The sequence below is a fragment of the Nonomuraea sp. KM88 genome, from assembly GCF_052245635.1.
Lineage (GTDB): Bacteria > Actinomycetota > Actinomycetes > Streptosporangiales > Streptosporangiaceae > Nonomuraea.
The window spans coordinates 1-24,611 of the sequence record NZ_JBQQCC010000023.1; the positions used below are offsets into that span (position 1 = coordinate 1).

Annotated in this window: 21 protein-coding genes, 1 pseudogene and 1 riboswitch; of the genes and pseudogenes, 12 read left to right on the plus strand and 10 right to left on the minus strand. The window is 70.0% G+C overall.

What is annotated here, in order from left to right:
• Positions 1–343: 343 nt before the first annotated feature.
• Both ACTWPV_RS42725 and mgrA read left to right on the plus strand, forming a co-directional pair.
• Entirely contained in the window at positions 344–2,434 is a 2,091-nt protein-coding gene (locus ACTWPV_RS42725; protein WP_443156156.1) for a S9 family peptidase, read from the plus strand.
• Positions 2,431–3,432: an L-glyceraldehyde 3-phosphate reductase gene (gene mgrA / locus ACTWPV_RS42730; protein WP_347650230.1), complete on the plus strand. Its 1,002-nt coding sequence runs from the start codon at positions 2,431–2,433 to the stop codon at positions 3,430–3,432. The genes ACTWPV_RS42725 and mgrA overlap by 4 nt, the downstream gene beginning before the upstream one ends.
• Here the strand turns inward: mgrA and ACTWPV_RS42735 are convergent.
• Positions 3,401–5,776, minus strand: coding sequence for a flippase-like domain-containing protein (locus tag ACTWPV_RS42735; protein WP_443156157.1), 2,376 nt, complete (start codon positions 5,774–5,776; stop codon positions 3,401–3,403). The genes mgrA and ACTWPV_RS42735 overlap by 32 nt on opposite strands.
• A 206-nt stretch (positions 5,777–5,982) precedes the next feature.
• Here ACTWPV_RS42735 and ACTWPV_RS42740 point away from each other — a divergent pair, with 206 nt between their 5' ends.
• On the plus strand, positions 5,983–7,989 hold the full coding sequence (locus tag ACTWPV_RS42740) for a molybdopterin-containing oxidoreductase family protein (protein ID WP_443156158.1): 2,007 nt from the start codon (positions 5,983–5,985) through the stop codon (positions 7,987–7,989).
• On the opposite strand, the gene ACTWPV_RS42745 is transcribed toward ACTWPV_RS42740, so the two are convergent.
• Together ACTWPV_RS42745 and ACTWPV_RS42750 are read right to left on the minus strand one after the other, a co-directional pair.
• Complete coding sequence (locus ACTWPV_RS42745) at positions 7,976–8,446, minus strand: GNAT family N-acetyltransferase (RefSeq protein WP_443156264.1); 471 nt, start codon at positions 8,444–8,446, stop codon at positions 7,976–7,978. The genes ACTWPV_RS42740 and ACTWPV_RS42745 overlap by 14 nt on opposite strands.
• A 42-nt stretch (positions 8,447–8,488) precedes the next feature.
• A pseudogene (locus ACTWPV_RS42750) lies at positions 8,489–8,899 on the minus strand (GNAT family N-acetyltransferase); the annotation flags it as partial.
• A 75-nt stretch (positions 8,900–8,974) separates the two neighbouring features.
• On the opposite strand from ACTWPV_RS42750, the gene ACTWPV_RS42755 reads away from it, so the two are divergent.
• Positions 8,975–9,424 (plus strand): hypothetical protein, encoded by a 450-nt coding sequence (locus tag ACTWPV_RS42755; RefSeq protein WP_443156159.1) that lies wholly within the window; start codon positions 8,975–8,977, stop codon positions 9,422–9,424.
• Positions 9,425–9,431: 7 nt separating this feature from the next.
• Here the strand turns inward: ACTWPV_RS42755 and ACTWPV_RS42760 are convergent, their stop codons facing one another.
• The 3 genes from ACTWPV_RS42760 to ACTWPV_RS42770 form a co-directional block, all read right to left on the minus strand.
• Positions 9,432–9,815: a VOC family protein gene (locus tag ACTWPV_RS42760; RefSeq protein WP_347619474.1), complete on the minus strand. Its 384-nt coding sequence runs from the start codon at positions 9,813–9,815 to the stop codon at positions 9,432–9,434.
• A 31-nt stretch (positions 9,816–9,846) separates the two neighbouring features.
• A complete protein-coding gene (locus ACTWPV_RS42765) occupies positions 9,847–10,161 on the minus strand; it encodes a DMT family transporter (protein ID WP_347650225.1) in 315 nt (104 codons plus the stop codon).
• Positions 10,162–10,193: 32 nt separating this feature from the next.
• Positions 10,194–10,252: riboswitch (guanidine-III (ykkC-III) riboswitch) on the minus strand.
• 25 nt (positions 10,253–10,277) lie between these two features.
• Positions 10,278–11,087: a class I SAM-dependent methyltransferase gene (locus ACTWPV_RS42770; RefSeq protein ID WP_443156160.1), complete on the minus strand. Its 810-nt coding sequence runs from the start codon at positions 11,085–11,087 to the stop codon at positions 10,278–10,280.
• 101 nt (positions 11,088–11,188) lie between these two features.
• On the opposite strand from ACTWPV_RS42770, the gene ACTWPV_RS42775 reads away from it, so the two are divergent.
• The 3 genes from ACTWPV_RS42775 to ACTWPV_RS42785 all read left to right on the plus strand — a co-directional run bounded on the left by ACTWPV_RS42775 (position 11,189) and on the right by ACTWPV_RS42785 (position 14,328).
• Entirely contained in the window at positions 11,189–12,994 is a 1,806-nt protein-coding gene (locus ACTWPV_RS42775; protein ID WP_347650223.1) for an acyl-CoA dehydrogenase, read from the plus strand.
• 99 nt (positions 12,995–13,093) lie between these two features.
• Positions 13,094–14,032 (plus strand): MBL fold metallo-hydrolase, encoded by a 939-nt coding sequence (locus ACTWPV_RS42780; RefSeq protein WP_443156161.1) that lies wholly within the window; start codon positions 13,094–13,096, stop codon positions 14,030–14,032.
• Between the two features lie 71 nt (positions 14,033–14,103).
• On the plus strand, positions 14,104–14,328 hold the full coding sequence (locus ACTWPV_RS42785) for a hypothetical protein (RefSeq protein ID WP_132508392.1): 225 nt from the start codon (positions 14,104–14,106) through the stop codon (positions 14,326–14,328).
• Here ACTWPV_RS42785 and ACTWPV_RS42790 read toward each other — a convergent pair.
• From ACTWPV_RS42790 to pdhA, 4 genes are all read right to left on the minus strand, one after another.
• The gene (locus ACTWPV_RS42790) at positions 14,325–14,618 is read right to left on the minus strand and encodes a Dabb family protein (RefSeq protein WP_347650221.1); all 294 of its coding nucleotides are present in this window, start codon (positions 14,616–14,618) and stop codon (positions 14,325–14,327) included. The genes ACTWPV_RS42785 and ACTWPV_RS42790 overlap by 4 nt on opposite strands.
• Positions 14,619–14,730: 112 nt before the next feature.
• A complete protein-coding gene (locus ACTWPV_RS42795) occupies positions 14,731–16,122 on the minus strand; it encodes a dihydrolipoamide acetyltransferase family protein (RefSeq protein WP_443156162.1) in 1,392 nt (463 codons plus the stop codon).
• A gap of 11 nt (positions 16,123–16,133) precedes the next feature.
• Entirely contained in the window at positions 16,134–17,114 is a 981-nt protein-coding gene (locus tag ACTWPV_RS42800; RefSeq protein ID WP_347650219.1) for an alpha-ketoacid dehydrogenase subunit beta, read from the minus strand.
• Positions 17,111–18,202: a pyruvate dehydrogenase (acetyl-transferring) E1 component subunit alpha gene (pdhA, locus tag ACTWPV_RS42805; protein ID WP_443156163.1), complete on the minus strand. Its 1,092-nt coding sequence runs from the start codon at positions 18,200–18,202 to the stop codon at positions 17,111–17,113. The genes ACTWPV_RS42800 and pdhA overlap by 4 nt, the downstream gene beginning before the upstream one ends.
• 293 nt (positions 18,203–18,495) lie before the next feature.
• On the opposite strand from pdhA, the gene purS reads away from it, so the two are divergent.
• The 5 genes from purS to ACTWPV_RS42830 all read left to right on the plus strand — a co-directional run bounded on the left by purS (position 18,496) and on the right by ACTWPV_RS42830 (position 24,605).
• Positions 18,496–18,741, plus strand: a complete 246-nt coding sequence (gene purS / locus ACTWPV_RS42810) for a phosphoribosylformylglycinamidine synthase subunit PurS (RefSeq protein ID WP_347650217.1) — start codon at positions 18,496–18,498, stop codon at positions 18,739–18,741.
• Positions 18,742–18,962: 221 nt separating this feature from the next.
• Positions 18,963–19,349, plus strand: coding sequence for an ATP-binding protein (locus ACTWPV_RS42815; RefSeq protein WP_347650233.1), 387 nt, complete (start codon positions 18,963–18,965; stop codon positions 19,347–19,349).
• Positions 19,350–19,489: 140 nt separating this feature from the next.
• Positions 19,490–20,173 (plus strand): phosphoribosylformylglycinamidine synthase subunit PurQ, encoded by a 684-nt coding sequence (gene purQ, locus ACTWPV_RS42820; RefSeq protein WP_443156164.1) that lies wholly within the window; start codon positions 19,490–19,492, stop codon positions 20,171–20,173.
• A 55-nt stretch (positions 20,174–20,228) separates the two neighbouring features.
• Positions 20,229–22,484 (plus strand): phosphoribosylformylglycinamidine synthase subunit PurL, encoded by a 2,256-nt coding sequence (gene purL / locus ACTWPV_RS42825; RefSeq protein ID WP_443156165.1) that lies wholly within the window; start codon positions 20,229–20,231, stop codon positions 22,482–22,484.
• Between the two features lie 96 nt (positions 22,485–22,580).
• The gene (locus ACTWPV_RS42830; RefSeq protein ID WP_443156166.1) at positions 22,581–24,605 is read left to right on the plus strand and encodes an adenylate/guanylate cyclase domain-containing protein; all 2,025 of its coding nucleotides are present in this window, start codon (positions 22,581–22,583) and stop codon (positions 24,603–24,605) included.
• Positions 24,606–24,611 lie beyond the last annotated feature (6 nt).

The following is a 24,611-nucleotide window of genomic DNA, read 5'->3' on the forward strand; positions in this document are numbered from 1 at the left end:
GAGGCGTTCATTTCGTTGTGTCTTAACTCTTTCAGCCGTTCAAGTCCCTGTCAAATTGACCGGACCTGCACAACCTGCGGAAATTAAGCGCCGCCCCCTTTCGGAGACAACCCCTCTAACTTACCAGGCCGTAGGCGGTTCGGCGAACCGGTCTCCCGACCCAGCAGTCACAGGGGATTGCCGCCGGCCCACGACACAACACGCCAATATCACCGGAGTGAGAGGAGGAGGTTGTGCCGCACCGCGTCGGCTTCTCAAGATTAGCAGCGCTCCGGACCGCTCGGGACTCGTTCGCCGCGCTCTACGGCCACAGATCGATCACGACCGAACATAGACTCCCCACGTGAGCAGCAACACGCCACCAGTGGCGAAGAAGGTCCGGACCGAGCGCATCCATCATGGCGACACCGTCATCGACGAGTACGCCTGGCTGAGCAACAAGGAAGATCCCGATACCACCGCCTATCTGGAGGCGGAGAACGACTTTCTCAAGAAGGAGACCGCTCACCTCTCCGAACTCCAGGAGCAGGTGTTCCAGGAGATCAAGGCCCGCACCCAGGAAACCGACCTGTCGGTGCCGAGCCGTAAGGGCGCCTGGTGGTATTACACGCGCACCGAGGAGGGCAAGCAGTACGCCGTCTCCTGCCGCGTCCCCGCCGACAGTGACGCGCCTCCGGTGATCACGCCGGGCGAGCGGCTCGACCGCGAGCAGGTGATCCTGGACGGCAACGAGCTGGCCGGCGACAGCCCGTTCTTCTCCGTCGGCGCCAGCTCCGTCACCCCTGACGGCTCGATGCTGGCCTACTCGACCGACTACAAGGGCGACGAGCGCTTCACGCTGAGGTTCAAGAACCTCGAGACCGGCGAGGTGCTCCCCGACGAGATCACGGACATCTTCTACGGAGGGGCCTGGTCGGCGGACGGCTCCGCGTTCTTCTACACGCGCGTCGACGACGCCTGGCGCCCCTTCCAGGTCTACCGGCACACCCTGGGAACGCAGGAGGACGTGCTGGTCTACGAGGAGAGCGACGAGCGTTACTGGGTGGGCATCGGGCTGACCAGGAGCGAGCGCTACCTGGTGCTCAGCGCGGGCAGCAAGATCACCAGTGAGGTGCGCGTCCTCGACGCCATGGATCCGTCGGGCGAGTTCAAGGTCGTCCGCCCCAGGAAGACCGGTGTCGAATACGGCGTCGAGCACGCCGGCGACTTCTTCTACGTGCTCCACAACGAGAACGCCGAGAACTTCGAGCTGGCCACCGCCCCGCTCGACGACCCCGGTTCCTGGACGCCGCTGACCGCGCACAGGGACGACACGAGGCTCCTGGAGATCGACGCGTTCTCCGACCACGCCGTGGTGCACTTCCGGCGTGAAGGGCTGACCGGCCTGCGGGTGCTGCCCTACGGCTCCGCCGGCGGCACCTGGCGGGAGCGGGTCGAGGCCTCCGAGCGGAACGCGTACGAGATCGACTTCCCCGAGCCGCTGTACGACGTCGGACCGGCGGGCAACCCCGAGTTCACCACCACGCGGCTCCGGCTGGCGTACACGAGCATGGTCACCCCGCCCAGCGTGTACGACTACGAGCTCCACTCGCACGAGCTGATCCTGCTCAAGCAGCGCCCGGTGCTGGGCGGCTACGACCCGGCCGACTACGAGCAGTTCCGCGACTGGGCCACGGCCGAGGACGGCACGAAGATCCCCGTGTCCATCGTGAAGCGGAAGGACACCGCCAGACCGGCTCCCACCGTGCTGTACGGGTACGGCAGCTACGAGACCTCCATCGACCCCGGCTTCTCGATCCCGAGGTTGTCGCTGCTCGACCGCGGCTTCATCTTCGCCGTCGCGCACGTCAGGGGCGGCGGCGAGCTGGGCCGCCGCTGGTACGAAGAGGGCAAGCTGACCAGGAAGCGCAACACGTTCACCGACTTCGTGGCGGCGGCCGGGCACATGAAGGAGAGCGGCTGGAGCGAGCGGGTCATCGCGAGGGGCGGCTCGGCCGGCGGGCTGCTCATGGGCGCGGCCACGAACCTGGCGCCCGAACTGTTCGCGGGCGTGGTGGCCGAGGTGCCGTTCGTCGACGCCCTGAACACCATCCTCGATCCGTCGCTGCCGCTGACCGTGATCGAGTGGGACGAGTGGGGCGACCCGCTGCACGATCCCCAGGTCTACGCCTACATGAAGAGCTATTCGCCGTACGAGAACGTGGACGGCAGGGCGTACCCGCCGATTCTGGCGATCACGAGCCTGAACGACACGCGCGTCCTCTACCACGAGCCGGCGAAGTGGATCGCGCGGTTGCGGGCGACGGCGGGCGGCGGGCCGTTCCTGCTCAAGACCGAGATGGGCGCGGGGCACGGCGGCCGCAGCGGACGTTACGACGCCTGGCGTGAAGAGGCGTTCGCGCTGGCCTGGATCATCGAGAGGGGCGCGTCATGACGTATCAGGCCGACGACCGGCGTTACGAGCGTCAGCCGTACAACCGCAGCGGCCGCAGCGGGGTGAAGCTGCCGGCGGTGTCGCTGGGCCTGTGGCACAACTTCGGCGACAACCGGCCGATCGACAACGCGCGGGCGATCCTGCGGCGGGCGTTCGACCTCGGGGTGACGCACTTCGATCTGGCCAACAACTACGGTGTCCCGTACGGGTCGGCGGAGCGGAACTTCGGCCGGATCCTGGGCGAGGACTTCGCGCGCCACCGCGACGAGCTGATCATCTCCACCAAGGCCGGCTTCGACATGTGGCCCGGCCCGTACGGCGAGTGGGGTTCGCGCAAATATCTGCTGGCGAGCCTCGACCAGTCGCTGGAGCGCATGGGCCTCGACTACGTCGACATCTTCTACAGCCACCGTCCCGATCCGGACACGCCGCTGGAGGAGACCATGGGAGCGCTCGACCGGGCCGTGCGCTCGGGCAAGGCGCTTTATGCGGGCATCTCCAACTACTCGGCCGAGCAGACCACCCAGGCGGCGCGGATCATGCGCGAGCTGGGCACGCCGCTGCTCATCCACCAGCCGTCCTACTCGATGATCAACCGGTGGATCGAGGACGGGCGGCTGCTCGACGTGCTGGAGGAGGCGGGGATGGGCTGCATCGTGTTCTCGCCGCTGGCGCAGGGCGTGCTGACCGACCGCTACCTCGACGGGGTGCCGGCCGACTCGCGCGCGGCCACCAGCCGTTTCCTGCCGCAGGAACGGATCGACCGCGAGCTGGCGCGCGACCTGAACGAGATCGCGAGGGGTCGCGGGCAGACGCTGGCTCAGATGGCGTTGTCGTGGGCGCTCAGGGATCCGCGGGTGACGAGCGTGCTGATCGGCGCGAGCAGCGTGCGGCAGCTCGAGGACAACGTGGCCTGCGTGGACGGCCCCGCCTTCACCGAGGACGAGCTCGCGGCCATCGACAAGATCACAGGGCCTCGTGCCGCTGGAGGTAGGTGAAGGAGGCCCAGCCGGGCAGCACCGGCAGCCAGAACGTGAGCAGCCGGTGCAGCAGCACGGCCGACGTGGCCAGCTCGGCGGGCAGCCCCGCCACGGTGAGGCCGAGCGCGAGCGCGCCCTCGACCGCGCCCAGCCCGCCGGGTGTGGGTGCGGCCGAGCCGATCGCGTTGGCCGTGAGGTAGACGACGGCGACGGCGGTGAAGCTGAGCTCTCCGCCGAACGCCGCCACGCACGCGTCCAGGCAGACGATGAACGCGATGGTGATCATGAGCGTGCCCAGGCCCGCCTCGATCATCTTGCGCGGCGACTGCAGCACGTCGAGCAGCCGCGGCAGGACGTTGGAGAAGAGTCTGCTCATCCGCGCGGTGACCATCCGGCGCAGCGGCGGCACGCCGAGCACCACCACGACCAGCAGCGCCACCGCGAGCAGCACCACGACCAGCCCGCGCGACGGCGTGAACGCGGTGTTGGTGGTGGAGCCGGTGATGTAGGCGAACAGCAGCAGCAGCGCGATGTGGAAGATCATCATGATGAGCTGGGAGGCGCCCACGCTGGCCACCGCGCTGGCCGGCGAGATGCCGCGCTTCTGCAGGTAGCGGGTGTTGATCGCGACGCCGCCCACCGCCGCGGGCGCGACGAGCTTGACGAACGAGGCCGCGAACTGCACGAGCACCGTACGCCAGAGAGGAAGGTTTTCGGGCACGAACCCGCGCAGCATGCACGCGGCGGCCACGAAGCTCACGAACGAGGCGACCAGCGCCAGCCCCGACCAGGCCCAGTTGGCCGTGGTCACCACCTGGTAGACGTTGACCTGGCTGAGCTGGGACAGCAGGAAGTACGCGGCCAGCGTGCTGGCGATGATGGTGATCAGGGTGCGCGGCCTGAACCGCTCCAGCCGCACCTCTTCGACCTTGCCCTGCGGCTTGAGGGCCACGATGTGCTCGCGGATGCCGGGCAGGACCTGTTTGGCCTTGGCCAGGGCCGCGCGGGTCTCCCTGGTCAGGGCGATGCGCTGGAGCAGCGGCAGGGCGGCGGCCAGCGTGTCGGCCCCCATGACGGCCGCCGCGGCCCTGACCGAGCGCTCGGGGCCGACGCGCAGCGCCAGGTAGGTGAGGAGCTGGGCGACGTCGAGCCTGAGCAGCAGGTCTCCGGCGGCGATCTCGCCGCTGCGCGCGTCGGTGAGCACGACCCGGCCGGCGCCGTCGAGGTGGATGCTGTCGCCGGTGAGCCGGCGGTGCGCCAGGCGCTGGATCTGCAGCAGCCCGACCTGCTCCCAGATCTGGGCGAGCAGGTCGTCGTCGATCTCTTCGTCCGGCACCTCGTCGAGCGGGCGCGTCTCGATGTGCTCGTAGGCGAGCAGCGCGGCCTCCGTGCCGATCTCGCTGGTGCCGAGCAGCCGGGGCGTGCTGGCGCCGGCCGCCTGCGCCGCGTACGCCATGAGCGCCTCGCGTTCGAGCTCGGCGCGCAGCGACCTGATGGCTCTGCGCCTGGTCTCGGAGTGGAGCCTGATGCGCCGCCACAGGCGGTAGGGAAGCCCCGCCACCTGCCGGTCGCGGTCGAGCACGGTGACGTCGAGGCTGCTGCCGTCCTGCAGGCCGATGGCGTAGCGGCGGCTGCCCTGGTGGTCGTCCTCGATGCGGCGGGCCGAGATCGGCGTGAACGACAGCTTGCGCAGCGCGGCCACCACGGCGCTGCCCGGCGGCCTGGTGTTGGGGCTGCCGACGCCGTAGAGGGTGGCGTAGCCGATGGCCATGCCGACCAGCACGGTCACGATGGCGCTCGGCAGCGTGATCTGCCTGCCGGAGAAGAAGGCCAGGATGTAGAGGGCGATCGTGGTCCACATCAGCATCCGCCACGTGGGGCGGCGCGAGATGCGCACGGCGGTGGCGTACGCGATCACCGAGGTGAGCAGCGTGTTCAGCGGCTCGATCTTCCTGTCGCCGGTGAGCAGCACGCGCAGGTCGTCGACGTTGCCCGCGACGAGCCACTGCCCCAGCAGGAACGATCCGGCGATGCCGATGATCGCGGCGATCAGCCCTTCGGCGACGCGCAGCCCGTCGCGGTGGAAGACCCGCTCGACGGCGAAGGCCGTGGGCACGATGAGCACGGCCGCGCCGCCCAGGAACGCGGCGATCCTGCTGAGCAGGGGGACGAGTTCGGCGCCCTCCTTGACGTCGGCCTCGAGGCCGATGAGCGTCTGCTTGGCCACCAGGGCGAGCAGGATCACCGCGCCGAGCACCGCGAGCGTGGCGAAGAACCGCAGCAGGTCGGACGGGCGACGAAGGCGCTGCGGCAGGAGCGGCTCTACGACGTAGACGTCGGTGTCCGCGCGCGACTCGGCCACGGCTGGATCCCCCTCCGCGAGGTCCTCCGTGTCATCTCGTTCCCTGATTTCGGCCACCGACAGTGATTCTGCACCTTCCCGGCTGGACCGTGAGATCTTTAGGTGTTCAGTGTCCTCAAATCAGCCCCCTAGTCCTCGCACCGGGCAGGCTACACGCTGGAGATCCCACCGTTCACCTCCGATTTCCGCGACGTAGGCTGTATGCCATGCCGGGTGATTTGAGAGTTCTGGGGGCGTGTCCGCTGGACTGCCCGGATACCTGTTCCTGGGTGGTCACGGTGAAAGACGGCCGGGCCGCCAGCCTCCGCGGCAACCCCGACCAGCCCTACACCCGGGGCGCGCTCTGCGTGAAGGTCAACCGCTACCTGGAACACACCCGGGCGGACGACCGCATCCTCCACCCGCTGCGCCGCACCGGGCCCAAGGGCTCCGGCCAGTTCGAGCGCATCACCTGGGACGAGGCCCTCGACGAGATCTCCGTACGGCTGCGCGGCATCGTCGAGGAGCACGGCGGCGAGGCCATCTGGCCCTATCTGGGCACCGGCTCGCTCGGCTACCTCCAGGGCTGCGAGGGTGTGGCGGGGCGGCGGTTCTGGAACATGCTGGGCGCCTCCAAGCACTATCTCAACATCTGCTCGGGCGCCGGCAACAGCGGCCTGCGGCGGACGACGGGCACCGCGGCCGGGATGGACCCGGAGAACTTCGCGCTGGCCAAGCTGGTCGTCTTGTGGGGCACGAACACGCTGACCAGCGGGCACCACCTGTGGAAGTTCGTGCAGGACGCGCGGGCGAACGGCGCGTACGTCGTCGCCATCGACCCCATCCGCACCAGAACCGCCGACCAGGCCGACGAGCACCTGGCGATCAGGCCGGGCACGGACGCCGCGCTGGCGCTCGGGCTGCTCAACGTGGTGCTGGCGGAGAACGCGCAGGACGACGCGTTCCTCTCCGCGCACACCGAGGGCTGGGACGACTTCCGCGAGGAGATCCTGCGCCACCCGGTCGAGCGGGTGGCCGAGATCACCGGCATCCCCGCCGAGTCCGTCCGCGCGCTGGGGACGCGGCTCGCGCACACCCGGCCGACCGCGCTGCGCGCCACGCACGGCCTGCAGCGGCACGCCGGCGGCGGCACCGCGCTGCGCACGATCGCCGCGATCCCCGGCGTCACCGGCGACTGGCGCCATCCGGGCGGCGGCGTCGCCTTCTCCACCAGTGACCACGTCCACCTCACCATCGACCGGCGCGACGACCTGCTGGCCCGGCCGGTGCGCACGCTGGTCATGACGAAGCTCGCCTCGCAACTCCACGACGTGAAATGCCTGTGGGTGTACGCGGCCAACCCAGCGAGCTCCTCCCCCGACGCGAACGCCATCAGGCGGCAGCTCGCCCGCGAGGACCTGTTCACGGTGGTCATGGAGCAGTTCCCCACCGACACCGTCGACTACGCCGACATCGTGCTGCCCGCGACCATGCAGACCGAGCACATGGACCTGCACGCCGGCTACGGGCACCTCTACCTGCTGTGGAACGAGCCCGCCGTGCCCCCGCCGGGCGAATGCCTGTCCACGACGGAGACGTTCAGGCGGCTGGCCAGGCACATGGGGATGACCGAGCCGTCGTTGTACGACTCGGACCTGGAGCTGGCCGAGCAGTTGTTGTCGAGCGGGCATCCCTCCCTTGAGGGCATCACCCTGGACCGGATCCGCAAGGAGGGCTGGGTGCGGATGAACTACCCCAAGCCCTTCGCGCCGTTCGCCGACGGCTTCCCGACGCCCTCCGGCCGGCTGCGCTTCCCGCCCGCCGGGGAGGCGTACGTGCCGCCCCACACGGTGCGCGCGGCGGGATCGTCGCCGTACCCGCTGACGCTGATCACGCCGGCGTCGCACCTGTTCCTCAACACGACGTTCGGCAACAACCCGGAGCTGCGGCGGCGGGCCAAGGACCCGGTGGTGCTGGTCAACCCGGCCGACGCGGCGGCGCGCGGGCTGGCCGGCGGTCAGCGGGTGCGGGTGCACAACGAGGGCGGCGAGTTCCTGGCCGACGTGGAGATCAGCGACCGGGTGGCGGCCGGGGTGGTGGCCTCGCCGAAGGGTCGCTGGCCGAAGCTCACCCCCGGCGGCGCCAACCCGAACGCGGTCGTGGCGGAGCGGGACGGCGACATGGGCCGGGGCCCCGCCTTCCACGACAACCTGGTCGAGGTCACTCCAGTTTGAGCTTGTAGCCGACGTGGGAGGCCGTGAAGCCGAGGGAGTCGTAGAAGCGGTGCGCGTCCGTACGTGACTTGTCGGAGGTGAGCTGCACCATGGCGCAGCCGCGCGCCCGCGCACGGTCGACGGCCCACTCGATCATCTTGCGGCCGAGCCCTCTGCCCCGCTCGGAGGCGGCGACCCTGACGGCCTCGATCTGGCACCGCTCCGCGCCCAGCCGCGACAGCCCGGCCAGGTAGGTCAGCTGCATGGTGCCCACCACCTTGCCGTCGCGCTCGGCCACGATCAGCTCGTCGTACGGGTCGGCGTCGATCCGCTCGAACGCCGCCAGGTAACGTTCGTCGCCCGAATCTCCCTCGCGCTGGGCCCCGAGCGGGTCGTCGGCCAGCATGGCGACGATCGCGGGCACGTCGTCCGCGCGGGCCTGCCGGAAGAGCAGCGACAACACGTAGTGGGACTCCATGAGGTCGGGGTTGGACGGCAGCGCCATGACCCTGCCGCTCGGGGTGAAGCCCTTGCGGGCGTAGAGGGCGCGGGCGGCGTGGTTCTGGTCGACCGCCCAGAGGCCGATCTCCTCCGCGCCGGTGCTCCTGGCCCACTCCACCGCCGTGTCGACCAGCCGGGAGCCCACGCCCTCGCCTCTGGCCTCGGGGGCGACCCACATGGACAGCAGGTGCGCCCCGCTGTCCTCCAGCAGCACGCACACCAGGCCCACGTCGGCGCCGCCGCTTTCCGCCACCCACCACCGCGAGTCTGACTCGCTCAGGCGTTCGGCCCATTTCCCCGGTGGAAAGGCGACCTCGCGCCCGTACGACGACCCGAAAGCATCCGGGGCTTCCTGGAGCGCGCGCAGCCTGATCGACCGCAGCCGATCCGCTTCGCCGGGGCCAAGATGCGTTATCACGACTTTCTGCATGTCCGCATGATGTCAGGGACAGGTCAGGGTCCGCCCCCGATGCCCCCAGGGTGGCCGGAAAGGCAGCATGGGGGCATGAACGAAATCAGTCGACGCGACGAGGTATCGCTGTCCGGCGCCGCGCTGCGTGGCGCTCCTTGGAAGGCCGCCGCCATCAGCGGTGGCGTCGTCTCGGCGACCAGCTACGGGTTCGGCCTGCTCACGGGCGGCGGCGACCTGGTGTGGGCGCTGGGCCTGGGCATCAGCCTGTTCGCGCTGGTCGCCGCGATCGGCGCGGTGTCGAAGCCGGACGACGGCGACCGGGTGACCCGGCAGGCCCGCGTGTGGTCGTTGCGCCACCCGTGGAAGTTCGCGCTGGTGCCCGCCGGCATCACGGCCGTGCTGGACTATCCGGTGCAGCTCGTGCTCGACGGAGAGGGCGTGTTCGGTTCGGCCGTCGACGCCCTGTGGCACGGCGCGCTGGTCTACCTGATCACCGCCATCGTGACCCTCACCATGCAGGGCAGGACCCGCTCGGCCCGGTGACCCCGGCTCAACCCTGGGCCTCGCGCTCCTCCTGGCTGCGGCAGACACAGAACTCGTTGCCCTCGGGGTCGCGCATGACCACCCAGCCGGAGCCGTCAGGCAGGCGCCGGTCGTCGGCGATGGTCGCGCCCATGCCGACCAGCCGCTCGACCTCCTCGTTCCGGGTCCTGCCGTCCATGCCGTTGACGTCGAAGTGCAGGCGGTTCTTGACCGTCTTACCCTCGGGAACCTTCAGGAAGAGCACGAACGGGTCCTGCTTGGTGCGGAGCATGACCTCGTCGTCACCGGGCTGGTCGCCCTCGCCCAGCGGCAGCCCGGTGGCCCTGCTCCACCAGCTGGCGATCTCGTACGGGTTGTCGGCGTCGACGGAGACGGCATGAATTTCGATCACCAGGCCACCCAACCCGACACCACCGAAGAGGTCAAGCCAGTGTTCGCAACCCGATGACGCCCGCCAGGATCAGCGCGATGCACGCGATGCGGGGCAGCGACACCTCATCCCCCATGGCGATCATGCCGAGGATCGCGGTGCCGGCCGCGCCGACCCCGGTCCAGACGGCGTACGCGGTGCCGACCTCCAGGGACTTGAGCGCGTACGAGAGCAGGCCGAAGCTCAGCACGGCCGTGCCCAGGAACGACAGGGTCCACCACAGATGGGTGAACCCGTTGCTGAGTTTGAGCGAGAGGGCCATGGCGATCTCGAAGAGGCCGGCCAGCACGAGAAGGATCCACGCCATGATCACGAACTCCTTGTGAACGAGACTGTGCGGATGCGTCGTCTTGTCGTGCCGGGTACGGCGCGTCTCGTCCGGGAGCCGTCAGCTCGCCATGGACAACGTGCGGCCTGTGCCTCTCATTCCCACCAGACCGTGGTCCACCGGTCTCTGGGCATCGGCCACATGCCGAGCTCCAGCACCGTCGCCGCCACCTCGTCCGCCATGGACGGGTCGAGGCAGATCCGGCGGCAGGCGCTGGCGGCCAGCTCGTCCAGCGACGTGAAACGTTCCAGGGGCGCCTCACGCTCCTCCACCCTGATGGGGTAGCCGAGCGCCGCGGCCAGCGCCACGCAGTCTTCCGCGACGGGCCGCACCGGCCGGTCGACCCCGTGGAAGTGTTGCCACAGCGGCGTCAGCCAGCTCATGGGGTGGCGGTGCGGGAGCTCCAGCACCACCCGCCCCTGCGTGCGGCGGGCGAGTGCCCGCAGGAAACCAGCCAGGTCGGGAACGTTGTAGACGACGTGCGCGGCGATGGCCACGTCGGCCACGGGCACGTCGTCGGCCACGTCGGGCCAGCGGCCCGCGACCGTGGTGACCGGCACCCCGAGCTTGTCGGCCCGGGCCGCCAGATCCTCCAGCATGGGCGCCGAGGTGTCGACCGCGTAGAGGTGGCCGATGTGCTCGCGCAGCGGCAGGGACGCGGCGCCGGAGCCGGCGCCCACGTCGAGCAGCGTGCCCTTGCCTGAACCCCTGCCTGACAGTGCCTCGGCGAGCCGGGTCACGGTCGGCCCGTCATCGGGCTCGGCCAGCGCCCGGTCGGTGCGGGTGGCGAACCGTTCGGGCGAGTGGCCCCATGGATCAACGGGAGCCTTGGCCATGATCGCTTCGGGGATGGCCCAGGATTCCAGTCGCTCTCGCCATCGGGCGGCGAGTCTTTCGGCGTCCATGGAGAGAGCATGCCATGCATGACAGGGGTTACCCGTGGGTAGCATTTCAGAGTAAGGTTACTGGCCAGTACACCAAACTCGGTTCAAGGAGAGCGACACCCATGGGCCACTACAAGAGCAACGTGCGCGACCTGGAGTTCAACCTTTTCGAGGTGCTCGGCAGGCGCGAGATCCTCGGCACGGGGCCCTTTGCGGAAGTGGACGAGGAGGTCGCCCGCAGCATTCTCGACGAGGTCGGCAGGCTGGCCACCGGCGTCCTGGCCGACTCCTTCGAGGAGGGCGACAGGCACCCGCCCGTGTTCGACGCGGCCACCGGCTCCGTACGCGTCCCCGACGGCTTCAAGAAGTCGTACAAGGCGCTGGTCGACGGTGGGTGGACGCACCTCGACCTGCCCACCGAGCTGGGCGGCCCCGGCATCCCCCGGAGCCTCGCCTGGGCCACGGCCGAGATGGTGCTCGGCGCCAACCCGGCCCTCTACATGTACGCGGCCGGCCCCAACTTCGCCTACACCCTGTGGAAGGTGGGCAACGAGCAGCAGAAGCGCTTCGCCGAGCTGGCCATCGAGCGCAACTGGGGCGCCACCATGGTGCTCACCGAGCCCGACGCCGGCTCCGACGTGGGCGCCGGGCGGGCGAAGGCGATCGAGCAGCCCGACGGCACCTGGCACATCGAGGGTGTCAAGCGCTTCATCACCAGCGCCGAGCACGACATGACCGAGAACATCTTCCACCTCGTGCTGGCCCGCCCCGAGGGCCACGGCCCCGGCACCAAGGGACTGTCGATGTTCCTGGTGCCGAAGTTCCACGTCGACCTCGGGACCGGCGAGGTCGGCGAGCGCAACGGCGTCTACGTCACCAACGTCGAGAAGAAGATGGGCCTGAAGGTCTCCACGACCTGCGAGCTGACCTTCGGCGACAAGCACCCGGCGGTCGGCTGGCTGGTGGGCGACGTGCACGAGGGCATCAAGCAGATGTTCATGGTGATCGAGCACGCCCGCATGATGGTCGGCACCAAGGCCATCGCCACGCTGTCCACCGGCTACCTGAACGCCCTGGAGTACGCCAGGGCCAGGATCCAGGGCGCGGACATGACGAAGATGTCCGACAAGACCGCTCCACGGGTGACCATCACCCACCACCCCGACGTCCGCCGCGAGCTCATGCTGCAGAAGGCGTACGCGGAGGGCATGCGCGCCCTGGTGCTCTACACCGCCACCTTCCAGGACGCCCTCCTCATCGACCCCGAGGACCGGCACGCCCAGGCCATGAACGACCTGCTGCTGCCCATCGTCAAGGGGGTCGGCTCCGAGCGGTCGTACGAGCTGCTCTCCCGCTCGCTGCAGACCCTGGGCGGCTCCGGCTACCTGCAGGACTACCCGATCGAGCAGTACATCCGCGACGCCAAGATCGACTCCCTGTACGAGGGCACGACCGCGATCCAGGGTCTCGACCTGTTCTTCAGGAAGATCCTGCGCAACCAGGGCACCGCGATCGGCGCGCTGCTCGACGAGATCAACGCGTTCGCCGGCTCCGAGGCGGGCAACGGCCGGCTCAAGGAGGAGCGCAAGCTGCTGGCCGAGGCCGCCGCCGAGGTCAAGGCCATGGGCGACACCATGGCCGGCTGGGCGCTGTCCTCGATGGAGTCGCCGCAGGAGGTGTACAAGGTCGGGCTCAACACCACCAGGCTGCTGCTCGCGCTGGGCGACCTGGTGATCGGCTGGCTGCTGCTGCGGCAGGCCGAGGTGGCCCTGGCCAAGCTGGCCGACGGCGACGACCCGTTCTACCTCGGCAAGGTCGGCGCCGCCTCCTTCTTCGCCACGACCGTGCTGCCGCGCCTGGCCGCCGAGCGGCGCGTGCTCGCCGCGACCGGCCAGGAACTCATGGAGCTGCCGGAAGAGGCCTTCTAGGCCGGGGGACTCCAGGTCGGGGACGCCCGCTCGCGCGCTGGGCGGGTGTCCTGCTGCCCAGGCCGCCAGGCGGCCACGGCGGCGGGTACCTTCGCGAGCATGAGTTCCGCTTCCCACGATCATCCCCTGCCGCCCGCCCGCGTCGAAGAGGTGTCGGACGGCGTCTACGCCTACGTGCAGCCCGACGGAAGCTGGTGGATCAACAACACCGGTTTCCTGGCCGGGCGGCGCGGCGTCATCTGCGTCGACGCCTGCTCGACCGAGCGCCGGACGCGGGCGTTCAAGGAGGCCATCGGCCGCGTAAGCGACCGGCCGATCACCACTTTGATCAACACCCACCACCACGGCGACCACACGTTCGGCAACTGGTTGTTCCCCGAGGCGACGATCGTCGCCCACGAGGGCGTGCGCGAACAGATCATCGCCGACGGGGTCCCCGCCTACCGCTCCGCCTGGTCGCCGACGGTGGAGTGGGGCGCGATGGAGGTGACGCCGCCGTTCCTCACCTTCACCGACCGCGTCACCGTGCACTCCGACGACCTGAGATGCGAGGTCAGGCACGTCGGGCACGCGGCCCACACGACCAACGACTCGTACGTGTGGATCTCCGAGCGGCGGCTGCTGTTCTCCGGCGACCTCGTCTTCAACGGCGGCACGCCGTTCGTGCTGATGGGCTCGGTCGCCGGGGCGCTGGAGGCTCTCACCCAGCTCAGGCAGCTCGGCGCGGCGACCATCGTGCCTGGCCACGGGGAGATCTGCGGGCCCGAGGCCTACGACCAGGCCGAGGGCTATCTGCGGTTCGTGCAGGAGACCGCCAGACGGGGCAGGGAGGCCGGGCTGTCGCCGCTCGACGCGGCCAGGGAGACCGATCTGGGCGAGTGGGCCGGGCTGCTCGACGCCGAGCGCATCGTGGGCAACCTGCACCGCGCCTACGCCGAGCTCGACGGGCAGCCGCCCGGCGCCCCGATCGACCTGGCCACCGCCGTACTCGACATGATCACCTACAACGGCGGCCGGCCGCTGTCGTGCCTGGCCTGAGAAGTCGCGGGTGTGATCGCGTTTACTCGGGTATGACCGGTGCTGTACACGCTCTTTTCCTGGAGGTCGTCATGGGTGTCGGGGTCAGCATCTTCTTCCTCACGCTCGGCGCCATCCTGAAGTTCGCCATCGAGCCCGATGTGTTCGGACAGAGCGTCCACATGGACATCATCGGCATCATCTTCATGATCGTCGGCGGAGTGGGGGTGGTCCTGAGCATCGTGCTGGCCCCTCGGCGGGGCCAGACGTCCGACCACCGGCTGATGCACCGGGAGAACAACCCTCCCGAGATCTAGAGCTTCAGCTGCACGGCGGCGCGGCTCGCGAGGATCGGCCTGATGCGCTCGGCGACCACCGCCTGGTGCTGGGGATGGTCGCGATAGACCAGGTAGTCGTCGACGCTGTCGAAGTCGGCCACCACCGCATAGTCGTGGTTGCCCTGGTTGATGCCGGCGTCGCCGCCGACGCTGAAGGAGCGCAGCTGCGGGATGACGCCGGGCAGTTTGCCCAGCTCGGCCGTCACGGCGGCCCGCTGATCGTCGGTGGCGTCGTCTTTCCAGGTGAACAACACGATGTGGCGAATCATGGGGCCAATGTATTTCATCGGGACGCCGGCGCCTCTGAGGTGATCGGGTGCGGGCGTCCCCGCCACGGCGATCGCCGGGAGAGGGGTCCTCCCGGCGATCGCCGTACCCGGGTCAGCTCCAGGCGAGCATGCGGAGCGGGTCCTCCAGCATGGCTCCCACGTCGCGCAGGAACAGCGAGCCCAGCTCGCCGTCCACGATCCGGTGGTCGAACGAGAGTGCCAGCGTCGTCACCTTGCGCACCGCCAGCTCGCCGTCGACCACCCACGGCATGTCCCTGACCTGGCCGAAGGCGAGGATGGCGGCCTCGCCGGGGTTCAGGATCGGGGTGCCGGCGTCGACGCCGAACACGCCGACGTTGGTGATCGTGATGGTGCCGCCCGCCATCTCGGCCGGTTGCGTGCGGCCCGCTCTGGCCGTCTCCGTGAGCCCGCCCAGTTGCGCGGCGAGCTCGGGCAGGGACAGCGCGTCGGCGCCCTTGACGTTGGGCACCACCAGGCCGCGCGGGGTCGCGGCGGCTATGCCCAGGTTCACGTAGTGCTTGACCACGATCTCCTGCGCCGCCTCGTCCCAGGACGAGTTGATCAGCGGGTGCCGTCCGGCCGCCGTGATCACGGCCTTGGCCACCAGGAGGAGCGGGGAGACCTTGACCTCCGCGAACTCGGGGAGGTCACGCAGGCGCCGGACGGCCTCCATCGTCCGCGTCACGTCCACCTGGAGGAACTCGGTGACGTGCGGGGCGGTGAAGGCGCTGGCGACCATCGCCTGGGCGGTCATCCTGCGCACGCCCTTGATCGGGACGCGCTCCTCGCGCTCGCGTCGCGGCTGGGGCGCCGCCGCCACGGGTGCCGCCTGGGCGGCCGCGCGCACGTCTTCCCGGGTGATCGAGCCCTGCGGGCCCGTGCCGGCGACGCTCGCCAGGTTCACGCCCAGGTCCTTGGCGAGCTTGCGTACGGGCGGCTTGGCCAGGGCCCGCGGCCCCGCGGGCGCCTGTGCGGCGGGCGCGGGCGCGGCGGCGACCGGTGGGGGCGGTCCGTCCACCCCCACGCGGTCCGGGTTGGCGACCGGGGCGGCCGCGCTCGGCGGTTGCTTGCGCGGGCGGCGTTTGGTGGCGCCCGTCTTGACGCCGTAGCCCACCAGGACCGCCTGGCGTTCCTCCTTGGGCGCCGGGCTGCCGTGCGCCCCGGGCTCGACGGCGCCCTCGGCCGGCGGCTTCGGGACCATGTCGTCGGCCAGCGCCCTGGCCTGGCCGCCGTCGACGCCGTCTCCTCCGGTGTCCACGGCGATGATGGGGAGGCCCACCTCGACCGTCGTGCCCTCGTCGGCCATCAGGGCGGCCACCACGCCGTCCCACGGGATCGGCAGCTCGACGATCGACTTCGCCGTCTCGATCTCGACGACGATCTGGTTGACCTTGACGTCGTCGCCCGCCTTGACGTGCCAGCGGACGATCTCCGCCTCCGTCAGACCCTCTCCGACGTCAGGGAGCTTGAACTCGCGTCGCATGGACAACCCCCTCAGTACCCGAAGGTCCGGTCGACGGCGTCAAGCACCCGGTCCAGGTCGGGCAGGTAGTGCTCCTCCAGCTTCGACGGCGGGTAGGGGGTGGAGAAGCCGCCGGCCCGCAACACGGGCGACTCCAGGTGGTAGAAGCACTGTTCGGTGATCCTGGCGGCGAGCTCGGCGCCGAACCCGTTGTTGACGGGGGCCTCGTGCACGACCACGACGCGCCCCGTCCTGCGGGCGGACTCCAGGACCAGCGGCTCGTCCAGCGGGTTGAGCGAGCGCAGGTCGATCACCTCCAGCGAGCGCCCGTCGTCCTCGGCCGCCGTGGCGGCCTCCAGGCACGTCTTGACCATGGGCCCGTAGGCCAGCAGCGTGGCGTCGGTGCCCGGCCGCACCACCTTGGCCGCGTGCAGCGGCGGCCACCATTCGGCGGAGTCGGTGTCGATGTCGGCCTTCTCCCAGTAGCGGCGCTTGGGCTCGAAGAAGATCACCGGATCGTCACTGCGGATGGCCTGCTGGATCATGGTGTACGCGTCGGCCGGGTTGGAGCAGGCCACGACCCGCAGGCCGGCCGTGTGGGTGAAGTACGCCTCCGGCGACTCGCTGTGGTGCTCGACCGCCCCGATGCCGCCGCCGCAGGGGATGCGTACGACGACCGGCAGCTTGATCGCGCCCAGCGAGCGCATCGGCATCTTGGCGAGCTGCGTGATGATCTGGTCGGCCGCGGGGAAGACGAACCCGTCGAACTGGATCTCGCACACCGGCCGGTAGCCGCGCAGCGCCAGCCCGATCGCGGTGCCGATGATGCCCGACTCGGCCAGCGGCGTGTCGATGACGCGGTCCTCGCCGAAGTCCTTCTGCAGGCCGTCGGTGACGCGGAAGACGCCACCCAGCTTGCCGACGTCCTCGCCCATGATGAGGACCTTGGGGTCGTCCTCCATGGCCTTGCGCATGCCTTCGTTGAGCGCCTTGGACAGGCTCATGATCGTCATTTGGCGAACCCCTCCAGGTACGCGGCGAACTGGGCGCGCTCCTGGTCCATCAGGGCGTGGGACTCGCTGTAGACGTGGTCGAAGATGGCGAGCGGTTCGGGATCGGGCATGGCCAGGCAGCGCCTGCGCAGATCGGCGCCGAGCTGGGCGGCCTCCCCGTCGACGGCGTCGAAGAACGCCTGGTCGGCGTGCTCGTTCTTGAAGAGGTAGGCCTTGACCCGCTCGATCGGGTCCTTGAGCTTCCACGCCTCCAGCTCGCTGGCCACGCGGTAGCGCGTGGGGTCGTCGGTGGTGGTGTGGGCGCCCATGCGGTACGTGAAGGCCTCGATGAGCGTCGGGCCCTGCCCCGTACGGGCGGCTTCGAGGGCCTTCCTGGTCACCGCGAGGCAGGCGAACACGTCGTTGCCGTCGACCCTGATGCCGGGGAAGCCGAAGCCCGAGGCGCGGCGGTAGAGGGGGATGCGGCTCTGCTTCTCCAGCGGCTCGGAGATCGCCCACTGGTTGTTCTGGCAGAAGAACACGATCGGCGCGTTGAACACGCTGGCCCAGATGAACGACTCGTTCACGTCGCCCTGGGAGGTGGCGCCGTCGCCGAAGTAGGCGATGGTGGCCGCGTTGGCGTCGTCGCGCTGGATGCCCATGGCGTAACCGACGGCGTGCAGCGTCTGGCTGCCGATCACGATCGTGTACAGGTGGAAGTTGTGCTCCTTGGGGTCCCACCCGCCGTGGTTGACGCCTCTGAACAGGCCGAGCAGCTTCACCGGGTCGACGTCGCGGCACCACGCCACACCGTGCTCCCGGTAGGTGGGGAACGCCATGTCCACGTCGGTCAGCGCGCGGCCCGACCCGATCTGGGCCGCCTCCTGGCCCAGCAGCGAGGCCCAGATGCCGAGCTCGCCCTGGCGTTGCAGCGCCACGGCCTCCAGGTCGATGCGGCGAACGAGCACCAGGTCGCGGTAGAGCGCCCGGGTCTCCGCGGGGGTCAGGTCGATGTCGTAGTCGGGGTGCTCGACCCGCTCCCCTTCGGGGGTGAGCAACTGGACGAGCTCCGGCGGCGCCTCAGCACCACGTGAGGCTTCGGTTGTCACGAGACCTCCTTCGCCGGTGACGCGGCACATGTGCTGTGCTCACTGACGACCTCGACAAGCTCGGTCATGGCCACTCCTGTGCGTCAGGGCCGGGTGTCGATGGGGTTGCCACCTCAGGCCGGCCTCCTTGGCGAAGAACCATATGGTGATGGTTCGTACGCTTTGGGGCCATGGTGGCAGACGTCACAGCCCTGCGCGCAAGCCCCATGTCCTCCCCGTTCCCGTTGTGTCGGCGGCCACACGCGCCGGTAGGCTGTGCTTCCCATCCACCCACCGCTCCCAGGAGGAACGCAGTGGCCCGCGTCATCGTGGACGTCATGTTGAAGCCCGAGATCCTCGATCCGCAGGGCCAGGCGATCGCCAGGGCGCTGCCCAGGCTCGGCTTCTCCGGCGTCGGGGCCGTGCGCCAGGGCAAGCGTTTCGAACTGGAGCTCGAGGGCCCGGCAGACGATGCGGCGCTGGCCGAGGTGCGCAAGATGGCCGAGACCCTTCTGGCCAACACGGTGATCGAGGACTACACCGTCCGGGTTGAGGAGTAGAACGCACATTTGATCCCCCGATTTACCCCTGGTCGGTTAAAGCGGGGTTCTGACGTGCCACAATGCCACGCGCAAGCCAACAGTAAATAACAACAACGTGATTTTGCGGTTAGCCCCGATTTCACAGGGAAACCTACTCCAGGTGACATTCTGGCGCCCGGAGGAGTCCGGTGGATATTGAGTTCTCGTTGGCGCTGCCTCGGGATGCGATCGGCATACCGATGGTCAGGCGAGTGCTAGGCGATGCCCTGCGCTCACTCAACGTGAGTGAGACCTGCATCGCCGACATGTTGCTCGCCGTCTCCGAGGCGTGCTCCAACGCGGTGCGGCACGGAGGACCCGCCAACCGCTACGAAGTGACGGCGTCGATCGGCTCCGGCCACTGCGACGTACGCGTCGCCGACAGCGGCGCGGGCGTGCCGTCGATGCCCGCGCACTTCCCCCCTCCCGACACCGAGAACGGCCGGGGTCTGCTGATCATGCGCTCCGTCGTCGACGAGATCTCCTTCGGCACCGAGCCCGGCCGGGGCACCACGGTCCACCTGCGCAAGACGCTCGCTTGGGACGACGGCGCGCAGGCCCGTCCCCGCGCGCTCGCAGCCGTCTGACCTGCGCCCCCGCATCGCGCACGAGCCGATGCGGACCATGCTCGAGCACCCGATAACCTGGGTTACACCGCCGCAGACCGCCGTCCGCCCCGAAGAGACGGTGGCGCGTGCGCGCGCATTCCTCGGAGGGGACGACTGTCATGAGCGCTGCCCGTGTGGGCGTAGTCACGTTTCCAGGAACTCTCGACGACCAGGACGCCGCCAGAGCCGTGCACCTCGTGGGCGCGCAGGCGGTTCCGCTGTGGCACGCCGACCACGACCTGAAGGGGGTCGACGCCGTGTTCCTGCCCGGCGGCTTCTCCTACGGCGACTACCTGCGCTGCGGCGCCATCTCGCGGTTCGCGCCGATCATGGACGAGCTCGTCCCGGCCGCGGGGGCGGGCCTGCCGGTGATCGGCACGTGCAACGGGTTCCAGATCCTGTGCGAGGCGCACCTGCTGCCCGGCGCGCTGACCCGCAACGCGTCGCTCCACTACGTCTGCCGTGACCAGCGGGTCCGCATCGAGCAGACCGCGACCGCCTGGACCAACGCCTTCGACCAGGGCCAGGAGATCGTGCTGCCGGTCAAGCACGGCGAGGGCCGCTACGTCGCCTCCGCCGAGACGCTGGCCGCGCTCGAGGCGGGCGGCCACGTGGTCGTGCGCTACGCCGGCGGCAACCCCAACGGCTCGCTCAACGACATCGCGGGCATCCGCAACGAGGCGGGCAACGTGGTCGGGCTCATGCCGCACCCCGAGCACGCGGTCGAGGACCTGGTCGGCGCGCCGGGCACCGACGGCCTCGGCTTCTTCACCTCCATCCTCAAGAACCTGGTGGACGCATGAGCGAGTGGAACGAGCGACTTATGAACACGGTCCTTCGACCGGCGCAGGAGGGCGAATGATCGACAGTGTGCGGCGGGCCGCCAAGACCCCCGACGAGCCGATGCCCTTCGCCGAGCTGGGGATGAAGCCCGACGAGTACGCCCGGGTCAAGGACATCCTCGGCCGCCGTCCCACCGGCTCCGAGCTGGCCATCTACAGCGTCATGTGGTCGGAACACTGCTCCTACAAGTCGTCCAAGGTGCATCTCAAGCAGTTCGCCACCAAGGCGCCCAAGTCCGAGGCGCTGCTCGTGGGCATGGGCGAGAACGCCGGCGTGGTCGACATCGGCGACGGCTGGGCGGCCACGTTCAAGATCGAGTCGCACAACCACCCGTCCTACGTCGAGCCGCACCAGGGCGCGGCCACCGGCGTCGGCGGCATCGTGCGCGACATCATGTCGATGGGCGCGCGGCCGATCGCCGTCATGGACGCGCTGCGCTTCGGCGGCGCCGACGCCGTCGACACGCGCCGGGTGCTGCCCGGCGTGGTCGAGGGCATCAGCCACTACGGCAACTGCCTGGGCCTGCCCAACATCGGCGGCGAGGTCGTCTTCGACCCCTGCTACATCGGCAACCCGCTGGTCAACGCCCTGTGCGTGGGCCTGCTGCGCAAGGACCAGATCAAGCTGGCCACCGCGCCGGGCCCCGGCAACAAGGTCGTGCTGTTCGGCGCGTCCACGGGCCCCGACGGCATCGGCGGCGCCTCCGTGCTGGCCTCGGCGACCTTCGAGGACGAGTCGCACGCCAAGCGTCCCGCCGTCCAGGTCGGCGACCCGTTCATGGAGAAGCTGCTCATCGAGTGCTGCCTGGAGCTCTACGCCGCCGACGTGGTCGTCGGCATCCAGGACCTCGGCGCGGCCGGCGTCTCGTGCGCCACGACCGAGCTGGCCGCCAAGGGCACCGGCGGCATGCGCGTCGACCTCACCCGCGTCCCGCTCCGCGACCCCTCGCTCAGGCCCGAGGAGATCCTCATGAGCGAGTCGCAGGAGCGCATGATGGCCGTGGTCGAGCCGCGCGACATCCCGGCGTTCATGGCGATCTGCGAGAAGTGGGACGTCCCCGCCACCGTCATCGGCGAGGTCACAGACACCGGCCGCCTGGTCATGACGTGGGAGGACGAGATCATCGTCGACATCCCGCCGGGCACGGCCGCCGACGAGGGTCCCGTCTACGAACGCCCCTACCACGAGCCGGCCGGCCAGGCCGCGCTCAACGCCGACACCCCCGACCGGCTGGAGCGGCCCACCGACCTGCGCGAGACGCTGCTCAAGCTGCTCGGCTCGCCCAACCTGGCCTCCAAGGAGTGGGTGACCTCCCAGTACGACCGCTACGTCCGCTCCAACACCGTGCTGGCCCAGCCGGCCGACGCGGGCATGTTGCGGATCTCGGAGACCATGGCCGGCGTCGAGCACGAGCCGACCACCCGCGGCATCGCGCTGGCCACCGACGGCAACGGGCGTTACGCCAAGCTCGACCCCTATGCGGGGGCGCAGCTCGCGCTCGCGGAGGCCTACAGGAACGTCGCCGTGACCGGCGCCCGGCCGCTGGCCGTCACCAACTGCCTCAACTTCGGCTCCCCCGAGGACCCCGAGGTCATGTGGCAGTTCGCCGAGGCCACGCGCGGACTGGCCGACGCGTGCCGGACGCTCGGCGTGCCGGTGACCGGCGGCAACGTCTCCTTCTACAACCAGACGGGCTCGACGGCCATCCACCCCACGCCGGTCGTGGGCGTGCTCGGCGTCATCGACGACGTCGCCAGGCGGGTGCCGACCGGGTTCACCGCTGAAGGGCTGCGGGTCGTCCTGCTCGGCGACACGCGCGAGGAGTTCGGCGGCTCCGAGTGGGCCCACGTCGCCCACCGCCACCTGGGCGGGCTGCCGCCGCAGGCCGTCCTGGAGGCGGAGCGGGCGCTGGCCACGGTGCTGGTCGAGAGCGCCCGCAGAGGGCTGCTGGCCGGCTCGCACGACCTGTCCGACGGCGGGCTGGCCGTGGCGCTGGCCGAGTCATGCCTGGCGCGGGGCGTCGGCGCCTCCGTGGCGCTGAGCGGCGAGCCGTTCACCGACCTGTTCAGCGAGTCGGCCTCGCGGGCGCTCGTCGCCGTGCGGCCGGAGGCCTACGACGAGTTCGCGTCGTTGTGCGGGCGCCACGAGGTGCCCTGCTACGGGCTCGGCATGACCGGCGGCGACACGCTGGTCGTCGAGGGCGCGTTCGAGATCCCCTTGGCCGAGCTGCGGGAGACGCACGAGGCGGCGCTCCCCGCGCTGTTCGGCTGACGATCCGCCGGAGGGCCGGCCGGGGATTTCCGACCGGCCCTTCCAGCGCGTAGAACGACGCATTGGCGACGAGGATCTCGCGTGGATAATCGGTCTGTGCCCACCCCTGGTCCGACCTCCTACCTGCCTCCCGCGACCCAGCCCGTGCGCGGCGTGGTGTGGGGCATCCACCTCGTCCTGCCGCTGCTCGGCCTCTGGCTGTTGCTGAGCCAGCCGCACATCAACATCTCCTGGCAGCACAACGCCAGCCACTTCTGGATGATCATCCTGGTGGCCGGGGTCAACGTCGTGCTCGGCGTCCTGGTCAGCGAGGCCTCACGGCGCCGCAACGACGCCCGGCTGTTCCTCGTCTCCATGGTCTTCCTGAGCAGCGCGGGCTTCTTCTTCCTGCACGGCCTGGCCACCCCGAAGATCATCCTGCCGACCGGCTCGCTGGGGTTCGACCTGGGCCAGCAGGTGGGCCTGTCGATCGCGGCGGTGTTCGCGTTCGGCTCGGCCCTGCCGCTGGGCGAGGCGGCGGCCAGGTCCGTGCTCGGCGCCCAGCACTTCATCCGCGGCGCGCTCGTCGGCATCATGGTGCTCTGGGGCGTCACGTCACTGGTCCCCGGGCTGACGCCGCTCAGCGAGCCGCCCATGGTCACGCCGATCGACTGGCTGATCTGGGCGTCCATCCCCGGCCTGCTGCTCTACGGCGCGGCGAGCGTGCTGATGTTCCGGCTGCACCGGCGGCGCCCCTCGGCGATGCTGATCAGCCTGATCACGGCGTACGCGCTGCTGGCCGAGAGCATGATCGCCGGGATGTCGCAGCTCAACTGGCATCTGTCCTGGTGGGAGTGGCACCTGCTGCTCACGTTCGCCTTCGTGTTCGTGGCCTACAGCGCATACCTGCAGTTCCGGCGGGAGGGGTCGAGCGCCGGGCTGTTCGACTCGGTGGCGCTGTCCGCGACCGTCCGCCGCATCCAGCAGGACTACGACAAGGCGCTCGAAGAGCTGGTCGAGCACGTACGCCGCGGCGAGCCGCTGGCCGCGACCCGGCTGTCGGGCAAGTTCCGGCTCAACGAGGGCCAGGCGGCGGTGCTCGACCGGGCCGGCGAGGCGCTGGCCAACGAGCGCGCGCTGTCGGAGCGGCTGGCCGCCCTGGTGTCGGTGAGCGCCCAGACCCGGGTCGGCCTGCCCGAGCAGGAGCTGCTGGCCTCGTCGCTGGAGCGGGTGCGGCAGGCGTACGGCGACGTCAAGATCGGGCTGGTCGCCGACGGCACCACCCAGATCGGCTCGCGCGACTACCGGTTCGACGGCGACACCCCGATCCGCCGCGACCACCTGCTCGCCTTCCCCCTGACCGTCAAGGGCAGGCTCGCCGGCGTGCTGGAGGTACCCATCGGCCGCACCAGCCAGGACGAGGCGCTGGCCGCCACGCTGGCCGGGCAGCTGTCCATCTCCCTGGAGAACGCCCGCCTCTACCAGGAACTGCACACCCTGTTCCACCAGTACATGTCGCCCGACGTGGCCCACGCCCTGCTCGCCGACCCCGGTCAGGCGGCGCTCGGCGGCGAGCTGAAGGAGCTGAGCGCGCTCTTCGCCGACCTCAAGGGCTTCACGACGTTCTCCGAGAAGGTGACGCCCGGCGAGATCGTCGAGATGCTCAACCGCTACCACACGGCGGCCGTCCCCTGCGTTCTCAACAACGGCGGCACCATCGTGCAGTTCGTCGGCGACGCGCTGCTCGCCCTGTTCAACGCGCCCGCGCTGCAGGCCGATCACGCCAGGGCCGCCTGCCGGGCCGCGCTCGACATGCAGCGCGCAGCCGCCGAGGTGGCCGAGGAGATGGCGTGGAAGCGGGTCGACGACGTCGAATGGCCGACCTTCCGCGTGGGCGTCAACACCGGCCCAGCCCTGGTCGGCAACATCGGCAGCCCCGAACTGCGCGGCTTCAACGCGATGGGCGACTGCGTGAACGTGGCCGCCAGGCTCCAGGGAGTTGCCGAGCCCGGCACGGTCGTCATCGGCGAGACGACGCTCAAGCAGCTGGGCCGCGACGCGACGGTACGGCCCCTGGGGCGGCTCGACCTCAAGGGCAAGGAGGAGCCCGTCGCGGCGTACGTTCTCACCGACCTGCCGTAGAGGGGC